8 protein-coding genes and 1 tRNA gene are annotated in these 9371 nt (G+C 58.8%); 2 read left to right on the forward strand and 7 right to left on the reverse strand.

The window, feature by feature from the left end:
* Positions 1–105: 105 nt before the first annotated feature.
* Entirely contained in the window at positions 106–897 is a 792-nt protein-coding gene (locus DXX99_RS10655; RefSeq protein ID WP_115793465.1) for a DUF1848 family protein, read from the reverse strand.
* 100 nt (positions 898–997) lie between these two features.
* Between DXX99_RS10655 and DXX99_RS10660 the strand changes: the two genes are divergently transcribed.
* Positions 998–1213 carry a hypothetical protein gene (locus tag DXX99_RS10660; protein WP_115793459.1) on the forward strand — a complete coding sequence of 72 codons (216 nt, stop codon included), beginning with the start codon at positions 998–1000 and terminating at the stop codon, positions 1211–1213.
* A gap of 48 nt (positions 1214–1261) precedes the next feature.
* Here the strand turns inward: DXX99_RS10660 and DXX99_RS10665 are convergent, their stop codons facing one another.
* The 5 genes from DXX99_RS10665 to DXX99_RS10685 all read right to left on the reverse strand — a co-directional run bounded on the left by DXX99_RS10665 (position 1262) and on the right by DXX99_RS10685 (position 7440).
* Entirely contained in the window at positions 1262–1588 is a 327-nt protein-coding gene (locus tag DXX99_RS10665; RefSeq protein WP_115793460.1) for an NADH-ubiquinone oxidoreductase-F iron-sulfur binding region domain-containing protein, read from the reverse strand.
* 3 nt (positions 1589–1591) lie between these two features.
* The gene (locus DXX99_RS10670) at positions 1592–4033 is read right to left on the reverse strand and encodes a hydrogenase iron-sulfur subunit (protein ID WP_115793461.1); all 2442 of its coding nucleotides are present in this window, start codon (positions 4031–4033) and stop codon (positions 1592–1594) included.
* A gap of 47 nt (positions 4034–4080) precedes the next feature.
* On the reverse strand, positions 4081–4764 hold the full coding sequence (locus tag DXX99_RS10675) for a 4Fe-4S binding protein (protein WP_205664710.1): 684 nt from the start codon (positions 4762–4764) through the stop codon (positions 4081–4083).
* Positions 4765–4875: 111 nt separating this feature from the next.
* A complete protein-coding gene (locus tag DXX99_RS10680; RefSeq protein WP_134643013.1) occupies positions 4876–7107 on the reverse strand; it encodes a formate dehydrogenase subunit gamma in 2232 nt (743 codons plus the stop codon).
* An 18-nt stretch (positions 7108–7125) separates the two neighbouring features.
* Complete coding sequence (locus DXX99_RS10685; protein ID WP_115793464.1) at positions 7126–7440, reverse strand: hypothetical protein; 315 nt, start codon at positions 7438–7440, stop codon at positions 7126–7128.
* Between the two features lie 248 nt (positions 7441–7688).
* Here DXX99_RS10685 and DXX99_RS10690 point away from each other — a divergent pair, with 248 nt between their 5' ends.
* Complete coding sequence (locus DXX99_RS10690) at positions 7689–9050, forward strand: FAD-dependent oxidoreductase (protein WP_115793466.1); 1362 nt, start codon at positions 7689–7691, stop codon at positions 9048–9050.
* Between the two features lie 40 nt (positions 9051–9090).
* Here DXX99_RS10690 and DXX99_RS10695 read toward each other — a convergent pair.
* A tRNA-Leu gene (locus DXX99_RS10695) sits at positions 9091–9178 on the reverse strand.
* Between the last annotated feature and the right edge of the window lie 193 nt (positions 9179–9371).

A 9371-nucleotide genomic window follows, 5' to 3' on the forward strand; every position in this document is an offset into this window, starting at 1 on the left:
AGAGACCTCACCCTCCTGAGTGGTTGGATTGTCAACTGCTCGTCCCTAGCAAGGACGGTGAGGTCTCTTCTTCTTTTTCTCCTCCCTCGGCTCCTGCAAGAACTCCTACGGTAACTTTACACTAACGGAGCGAAGGGGGCTGCCGTAGCAGTAGAGGCAGCCGGCCGGACACCTCATGGTGTACCACCCTAAGTCCACCGCATGGGTACACCCGCATAGCTCGCGCTGCCCCGCCGCTTCATCGGTGCGGCACGGCTCGCGGCGCGGGTGCAAAAGCGCTAACCGGTAACCGTCGATGCAGCGGGACTTGGGCAGGCCGGGAACGCAGCAGGCGAAGAGTTCAGCTCCCGCTTCCTGGGCCGCTTTTTCCAGGTTACTCCATATGAGCCACTTCTCTCCCTCCTCGAGGGCCGTGAAGGAAAAGCCTTCCCGCTTAAGGCGCTCCTCCACCTTGGGATACAGGGTCATGAAGGATGAAGAAAAGCTCTTTACCCCTAAAGCAGCCGCCTCCCTTATGATTTCCGGCGCCAGGTGAAGGTTCGAGTAGACTTCTTTACCCCGGCGGAAAACAGCTAGAGGATCAGGGCGCAAGCGCAATCGGCGCGGATCGCCTAAGAAAGAGATGAGTTTGGGAATAGAGCCCAGTACTTTCTCCGCCGGCGGCACCCCAGGCTCTATCACCGTCCCCCCGAAGCCGGTAACGGTGAGGTGCAGGTAAACCTGATCGTATCGGCTGAGCACCCGGCGCAATTTAGACAAAACCGTGGCCGGAAACTTGGTCCAAACCACCACCGTATGCACCCGCTCAGGAGGATAGCGCCGGAGAAGCAATTCGGCCAGTTTCTCGGCGTGAAAGTAGGGTTCGGTGCGTCTCGACAAACTGACTACCACCCGCATAAAAACTCCCCTCTTCCCGGCGTCGTTGACTCCTTCGCTTTCCCTAACTAAACTTTGGTCTAGAGAAAGAGTATAAAGGTAATAGGAGGGGGTGGGAAGCATGCGGCGCGAAGCACCTATCCTGCACGTAGACGTAAAAACGGGCGAAATCTTGATAAACCGGCTGGATGAGTTGGGCCTGGTGACCTCGGGCGAGGAAAAAATCGATCGCGTGGTGCCTCCCGATGTCTCCCATCCCGAACTCGATCGCTGGCTTATGCGCGAACGCCCCAAGCGCCAGATAACCTCCGTACTCCGTTCTATGCTGGCTTCTTAAAACTTCCGGAAATTCGAAGGGGAGCCTTTTAAAGGGCTCCCCTTCTACCTATACCAGTTCGAGCTTGAGCATCAGCTCAGCTACCTTGCCCGCCACCTTCCCCACGTCGCATTTAGCTGAGGTGCGCAAAAGCTCACTGAGCTTGGCCAGCAACTCTCTCTCCCCTGCCCTGCTTTCCAGCAGCGAGGAAAGGGTACCGGTACCGAGGTGCCCAACCATGCACTCCCCGCAGCACTCACGGGAAGCAAAGCGCAGAAACTGCAAAAGCACCTCCGTTAGAGAGGTTTCTTTCGTCACCGGTGGGCCGCCGCTTATGCCCAACACGCTCACCAACCGCGCCACTTCCTGCGGGTCAAGCTTTCTATCCCGGACCACACTTCATCTCCCCTCTCCGGATCTCATCTCTTTAAGCCGCCGGTACATATCGTTAACCGCGCCCACCCAGGCCTTGCCAGCCACCGCCCCCAATTCCAGAAAAGCAAAGCGGCGTGGGTCTATCCCCAAAAGGGGCAGGAACTTCTCCCAAATGGCCATGCGTCTGGCCGCATGCACGTTGCCATCGTGGTGGTGGCAGTTGTACTGGGGGCAGTAGCCCACGATGACCCCGTCAGCGCCGTGATTGAAGGCCAGCAGCACGTGCTGGGGGCTGACACTGGCACCGCAGCGCACCCTGATGATGCGCGTCCCTACTGGGTAGGAAAGCCGGGCCACACCTGCCATATCGGCCCCGGAATAGGCACACCAGTAGCAGAGGAAACCAACTATCCTGGGCTCATCCGGCGGGACGTGTTTGAAAGCCACAGCGAGCTCCTTCTCCACCGATTCCTCGTTGAAGTTAGTTATCCTTATGGCGCCCGTGGGACAGGCCGTGGTGCATAGCCCGCAACCCTGACAAAAAGCAGGGCTGGTGTAGTAAGTGCCGTCTTCCCGCCGCTGGATTACGCCGTGGGGACAGACTTTGGCGCAAAAACCGCAGCCGCTGCACTTTTGTGGATCGATCTCGGCGTAGTAATCCAGCACTTCTACTTTACCCTGCCGGTGATAAGGGAGGGCTCGTGCTACCGCTGCCGAAGCCTCAGCCACGCTCGGGCTTATGGAATTGGGCTGGGCCACGGCCCCGACCACGTAGAGCCGCTGGACCGTAGACTCCGTGGGGCGCAAGATGCGGCAACCAGGTGTGTCACCGTAAGGACCTTGGTTTATGGCCGGAAGCCCCCACATGTCAAGCCTGAAACCGAAAAGCTGGGCCAACTCTGGCGTGTCCTTTCGGCTACCCAGGGCTGTGGCCAGGACCAGAAGGTCAGTCCGGAGCTTGGAGCCGGATCCCGCGTTTCCTTCCCAGGGCTCCACGTGGACCTCTAGGACTTCTTCTCCTGCAGCTCGTGAAACGGCAGTAACCCGGCCGCGAATAAGGTTCACGCCCGGGAGATTCTTGACCCGGCGGAAGAACTCCTCCGCCGCCGGCCCGTTGGCCCGGATGTGGGAGTAAATCAAGTTTATCTCCAACTTGGGGTGGAAGCGCTTGAGCATAAGGATCTGCTTCAGCGTGTAAAAGCAGCAAATCTTGGAGCAATAAGCTTTGGGCCCCTCTAAGGGTTGAAAGGGGAAGGAGCAGCCGTCCTCGCAGCGAGGATCGATTTCTCCCGTCTTCTCCCGCGAACCGCTGCAGAGCACGAAGGTCACACTTTGGGGCTTAAAGGGCAAGCGCTGGAGTTGAAAGCCGTACCTTTCCAGCTTAAGCGAGGTTATGATGCGCGAATCCCAGGCTTCTTCCAGAAAACCCAGCTTGGCAGCGGGTATAGGGAGTTCCTCAAACCCGGTGGCTAGCACTACGCTGCCCACCCGCAGCGTTTTTTCCTGTGGCGCCACCCGGAGGTTTATGGCTTGAGCCGGGCAGGCCTCAACACAGGCCCCGCAACGGGTGCAGGAAGCAGGATCGATGGTGTAGCCCGGAGGCAGGGCCATGGGGTGGGGCTTGTAGGCAGCCTTGCGGCGGCTAATTCCCATGTCGAAATCGTTCTCCACCTCCACCGGACAGACCGCCGCGCAGCACCCGCACTCCACGCACCTCCGGGGGTCGATAAACTGCGGCTCCTGCCAGAGGGTGACCAGGAAATTCCCCCCGTCCTTCTTTACCCCCTTCACCCAGGTCCTGGTGAGCACCGTTATGTTGGGATGGAGGTTGACGAGCTTGCCTATATTAGGCATGATGCAGGAAGTAGCACAGGAGGAGGGCCAGGTCTCGTTCTGGTAAAGCATTTCTAACCGGGCCATCTGCCCACCGAGGTGCGACTCCTTCTCCACCAGCGTCACCTTTATGCCGTTTCTCGCGTAGTCCAGCGCCGCCTGCATGCCCGCTGGACCACCGCCTATTACCAGAGCCTCTCCGGCGATTTCATAAGAGGCCGGATTACGCGGGCGGTTGTAAAGAGCGCGCGCATGGGCCATGGCGATGAGGTCCAGGGCCTTGCCGGTGGCTTGCTCCTTTTGGCCGGGGTGGACCCAGGCGCACTGTTCCCTTATGTTGGCTATCTCCAGCGCCGTCGTATCGCGCCCTATCTCGGCCAACGCCCGCTTGAAGCGGAGCTCCGGAGCTACCAGGCTGGAGCGCGGGGAACAGCCCGCTACCACCACGCGGTCGAGCTCCAACTCCTGCACCGTTTTCTGGAACAAGGCCACACCCTCTTCCTGGCAGAGAAGAGAATGACGCTTGACGATCACCACACCGGGAAGCCGGCTACACTCCTCCACCAGTCGGTCAAAGTCCAGGTCCCGCGCTAAAGTACCTTGACAGTCGCAAACAAAAATCCCTACGCGCAAGAAAGCATCCCTCCCTTCGTTAGCTTTACCTCCAGGAGTATCCTGGCTTAAAGTCTAACACTTCCTGCCTGTCTCGGCAAGTTTTCGCCAAAGGAAAGGGCCTGGCGGGGGCAGGCCGCCACGCAAGAGCCGCACTTCAGGCAATCGCCGTCCCCCATTACTCCTTGCTGGCGGGAAAAGTGGGGTTGAAGCCCGAGGGGGCAGAAGCGGGAGCAAACCCCACAACCCGCACAGGAGGAAGCTACTAGAAGCGGTTTTTTTCCGCGACCGAATAAGTTCGCCAAGGTACCCATGGGGCAAACCAGGCACCAGGCACGAGGGTGGAAAGTAAGTCCCAGTAGAACACCCACCAGGGTGGTAACGGTCAAAACCTTAACCAGCGCCAGCCCCATGGCGGGGATGTTCCCCCAACTGAAGTACCACTGGACGCCTATGACGGCAAAAATCAGGATTAAAAAGAAGCCCCTCACAGGCCAACCCCGGAAGAAAGCGGGGGTGGAGCGCTTGGCCGAGAGAGAGGACAAAAACAGGTCGAAAAAGGCGCCGCGGGGACACATCCAGTCGCACCAGGTTCGTCCCCGCGAAAAAGAAAGACCGACCGCTCCCAGCATGCACCCCAGCAGCAGGAAGCCCAGCCAAGGGTAAAACCACCCCCCTACCGCCACCAAGGGAAGCCCGATCCAGGTGTAGAGCTGGCGCTTTCTTCTCTCAAGCAGCTTTTCTCGCAGCAAACTCTTGCCCCCCTTCGGCATACCCTATAGGGTATCTAGAGGCGATTATAAAGGTCTCCCCTTCCACCTGTCAACAGGCAGAAGCAGGAGACCCCCTAAGTTTTCACCGGGTTAGCTCTGGGCCACGTCTTCCCCGCCCTTTTCCTCCTCCGCAGCCTCTTGTTCTTCTAGAGCTTTAACCTTTTCTTCGTACCATACTGGATGGTGAGCTCGGGCCCATTCGGGCGAGACCCTGCCCGTCACCAGCAGGCGCCAGGTACCGGGATTGGCCAGCGTGCCCAAGTAAGCGTGGCCTATAACCGCCAGGATCAAGATCAGCGCCGAGATGCCGTGCAGGGGCACCATCCAATGCCAGAGGGCCGGAGTCACCTTCTGGCCGAAGATCATCACCACGCCGCTTACGCCGATGGTCAAGGTAAAGATGGTGGTTAGCCAGTAGAAGAGCTTCTGCCCAGCATTGAACTTGCCTGCTGGAGCATGCACCTCCCGGCGGCTGAGGTAACCGCCCATGACCCGCAGCCACTCCCGGTCATAGGGAGCAAAGCGGGCGTCCTTCCACCACCGCACAATGGCCCACAGGGAACTCAGCCCGAAAACCAACCCCATCGACCAGTGCCAAACCCGCGCTGTCTCGTAGCTGCCGAAAAGAAACTCTATGGCTCCCACGCGGTGGAAGGCGAAGAGCAGACCGGTAACCGCCAGGAAGACGAAGCTCAGCATCCGCACCAGGTGGATTACCCGCTCATCCAAGGAGAAGAGCTCCAGTTCCCCTGGACACTGGGTAAGGCAAACTCCCCGCGGTCCGATGACCACGTAGTGCAGGGACAGGGCCAGGAGCAAGCCCAGCAGCAGCAGGGCAAAAAGTGGCGAGAGAAGGGTCAGGTACAAATTGGTAAAGGAGAAGCTGAGCGGTGTCCAGCCCAGAAGCCAGGCCTGTTTGACCGTGACTGGCTTCCCCTCGGGGCCGTAGGGATCGACCGCTATGTCCTGGTAAAGCTTCCCCTGCTTGCTGTGGCAATCGGAGCAACCCTTGGCACCCAGAGCCATCCCCGCCGGCGACACGTTGTGGTTGATGCAGAAAGTGGGCTCCTCCAGACTCGGATCCTCGCTTGTTTTCAGCTCGCCGTTCTGATCAAGCTCCCAGACCTTTCCGCCCTTGTAGTAGACGGGCGAGATCTGCTTGAAACGGCCGGAATGCTCCGCAAGCACCTGCCGGCAGGTAGTGAGCAGGAGCTTGATCTCCTCCGGCGTGTTTACCTCGGGCACACCGTCGCCGTTATCGTCGCGGATCTTGCCCTTTAGCCGCTCCCACACGGGCTTGATTTCCTTGAAGAAGAGCGGGTAGATTATCCCGTCCGCGTCGCGGTTACCCACCCACACCGCATGGATGACGTTCACCGGCTGGATCAAGCCCTTACGGGGGTGCCTTAACCACTGCGGCTGCCAGACGGCAGCGTCCCCTACCTTCTTACCCACCAGCGGCACATCCACCATGGCCCCGGTGATCACGTCGGCCGCCAGATCGGGAGCCCGGCCTATCTGAGGAATGTGACAAGCCTCGCAGGCCAAGCGCTTTAAGTGGCTGGGAGGGATCTTCTCGTGCTTGGGCCGCGGAGCCCCCATTATCCCCTTCTCGTGGCACTCCCGGCATGAGTAGACGGTGTTCCGGAGCTCGGGCGCAACCCCTTCACCCAGGTCGTCCCCCATGGCTATCTGGTGGTTAATGGTGGCGACACCTTTTGTCGGATCATTTACGAGGAAGTGGCAGGTGGTACACTTGAGCCCGCGCTGCTGGTGAGTGTCGGGATTGAGCTTGTCGCCCCAGCTGAAGCCGCGCTTCTTTTGGTCGGAGATGCCGTGGCAGAAAAGGCAGTTTCTAGGCTCCGGGCTGGTAATGAAAGCAGCGTGATCTATGGTGCCGTCGGGGTTGAATTTCCTAAGATCGTACTTCACCTTAGGTATTTCCCCTTGGGCCACCGCCCCGGTCACCTGACCCAAGCCTGCCCCCACGGTAGCCGCCCACTTATAGTTGCGCAACTTCAGTTGCTTGGTCCGCGCTTGCCAGTCATAACCGGGATAGTGGCAGAGCAAACAGTCAGCCTCCACCACCCCGCTCTTATCCCAGGCGCTCTGGAAATAATCCCCGTCCAAGGTGGTGTGTAACTCCGGCTGAGCTTTTAAGCGCTGATCGTAGCGATGACCTTCCCGGTCGTACTCCATCCCTCCTCCACCGGGGTGGCAGGAGCCACAGGTGGGCTTGGGATCGGCGGGATTGCCAAATCCTACAAAGTCGTAAGGAGTGAGGTCGATGGCTGCAGCGCAAGAGTTCTGCTTGGCCGCCAACTGGCGGTAGGAAGGTGGTCACCACTTACCCATCATCCCGTTGGACAGGACCCAGGGCTTCTCCTTGCTGTAGCCGTCTTTGATGACATCCCAGCCCTGCTGGAAGTGGTAACCTTTGGTGATAGCCTCGTAGTCGTGGCAGGCGCCGCAGGTCTGGCGGGGACTGTAGGGTTGATCGGCGTTCTCTCCCGTTACGGGGTTAATGATGGCCCCCGTCTCGGTGCGCAGGTAAAAGGGCGGAGCCTTACCTGCCCCCCGCACCGCAGCCGGGAAGGCGACCAACCCCAGGAACAGGAGCGCGACGAGCAAGGACACCCCTTTTTGCTGGCGCATTTTCTCCCTCCCTTCGACAAAAATTTTAGAATACCCTTCGGTATATGAGTATATACCTTAGGGTGTAGAGTAGTCAAAGTGCATCCGAAGGAGCAAAGCGAAAGAGAAAGTCAGTACAAGAAAGCTAGCACCAGAACTTGGCCCGATAATCCTCCGCAGGCCGACGACCGCAAATTGCCCTCGTGCTTCGGAGGAATGATAAGATGAGAGAAGGAGTTCCTTCCATCCTGAAACTGAGGAGGGGAAAAATGAAGGCGAATTACGATGTAGTGGTGATAGGTGGAGGAACGGCGGGAGTAACTGCGGCTACCACTGCCCGGCGTCACTATCCTGAAAAAAAAGTCCTGCTCATCCGGCGGGAGGAAAAAACTCTCATCCCCTGCGGCATTCCCTACATGTTCGGGGTTTTGGAGGATCCCTGCAAGAATGTAAACCCCGATTACATTCTGAGCCTGCGAGGAATCGAGGTCAAAATAGGAGAGGTAAAGGAGATTGTGCGGCAGGACAAAAAACTGGTGCTGGCCTCGGGGGAAGAAATAGGCTATGACCGCCTGGTTCTGGCCACCGGCTCCCGCCCCGCTTTACCCGCCATACCCGGCATCGACCGGGAAAATGTTTTTTGGATAAAGAAGGAGCTGCCTTATCTTCAAAAAGTGCTTGCCGCTCTCGCCGAAGCCCGCCGGGTAGTAATAATCGGTGGGGGATTCGTAGGAGTGGAACTGGCGGAGCAAATCAGAAAGTACCGGCAGCTGGAGGTTGCCATAGTAGAAATCCTGCCTTATTGTCTCTACACTTCCTTCGACGAAGAGTTCTGCTTCGAAGCCGAGCGAGAACTCCAGGCCTTAGGAGTGGATATACTCACCGAAAAGAAAGTGGCAGAACTGGCCGGCGACGGTAAGGTTAAGGAGGTGAGATTGGAAGACGGCACCGTGCTGCCCGCTGACGTGGTCATAATAACCACGGGGGTGCGACCGGTGACCGAGCTGGCCGAGGCCGCCGGGCTTTCTCTGGGCCCCACTGGGGGAATCTTGGTGGACCGAACCATGGCCACCTCCGATCCCAACATCTTCGCTTGTGGCGACTGCGCCGAGAAATTCTCCTTTTTCGGCGGTAACCCGGTGCGGATACGCTTAGCCTCGGTGGCTGCCATGGAAGCGCGGGTGGCCGGCGCCAACCTCTTCGCCCGCCGCCGGGAGAACCCCGGCACGGTGGGAGTCTTTTCTACCAGGATTGGCGAGAAGGCCTTCGGCGCCGCCGGGCTCATCGAGCGGATAGCCGAAGAGGAAGGGTACGATGTCCTGCTGGGGGAGGCTTCCGCTCCCAACCGTCACCCCAGCGTTCTTCCTGGAACCTTCGAAACAAAAGTAAAGCTGGTATTTGACCGGTATACCGGCATCCTGCTGGGAGGTCAAGCAGTGGGCAGCGAGGGTGTGGGCGAGCTCGTGAATCTCTTGAGTGCTTGTCTGCTACACCGCATGACCGCCGTGGAAATGGCCGCTTTCCAGATGGGAACCCATCCCCTCCTCACCCCCTCCCCGCCAGCCTACCCGCTGGTAGTGGCAGCCGAGGAGGCGGCGGTGGCCAAGCTAGAAAGGAAACGGGAAGAATAAAAATTTAAGGGGCCTCGGTCAAGGCCCCTTAAATTCTCTTTGGTGCCGGAGGGGGGACTCGAACCCCCACGGGGGTGAACCCCATACGCCCCTCAAACGCACGCGTCTGCCAGTTCCGCCACTCCGGCAAAGATATCTTTCGCACTTTTATTATAACTCTGCGGATGCCCTTCCGCAAGTACTCCTTTGGCTCCAGATCGTGTCAACCTACTGTAGGAGTCTCGAGCCCCACCATCCCCGGACCAGGACGAACTACCAGAGAAGATCGATGTTCCGGCTCAAAGCTTTGAGGGCTCTGGTTAATGATGTTACCGGACCTCG

Source organism: Ammonifex thiophilus (assembly GCF_003368535.1).
GTDB lineage: Bacteria > Bacillota > Desulfotomaculia > Desulfotomaculales > Ammonificaceae > Ammonifex > Ammonifex thiophilus.